The following is a 242-nucleotide window of genomic DNA, read 5'->3' on the forward strand; positions in this document are numbered from 1 at the left end:
ATCACCTTCCCAATCTCCCAGCCGGGAACGGAGATCAACAATTTCGGGTCGTTCAGATATGTCAACACGGTTAGGGATCAGGGACCGCCCTGCTTTGCGTTTGCCACCCTTACAACGCCTTTTGCCAAACCGGGGCAGGTCTTTATACAGTGAGCCTCCTTGAACTTTATCATTAGCGATTCGTTGGTAAATTGTTGTATGACTGAGGGCCACGTCCGGTAACTCAACTTTCATTCTGTAGC

1 pseudogene is annotated in these 242 nt (G+C 49.6%); it reads right to left on the reverse strand.

The window, feature by feature from the left end:
* A pseudogene (locus M3P05_RS20840) lies at positions 1-242 on the reverse strand (IS30 family transposase); the annotation flags it as partial.

It is taken from the genome of Parendozoicomonas callyspongiae, assembly GCF_023502345.1.
GTDB classification, from domain to species: domain Bacteria; phylum Pseudomonadota; class Gammaproteobacteria; order Pseudomonadales; family Endozoicomonadaceae; genus Sansalvadorimonas; species Sansalvadorimonas callyspongiae.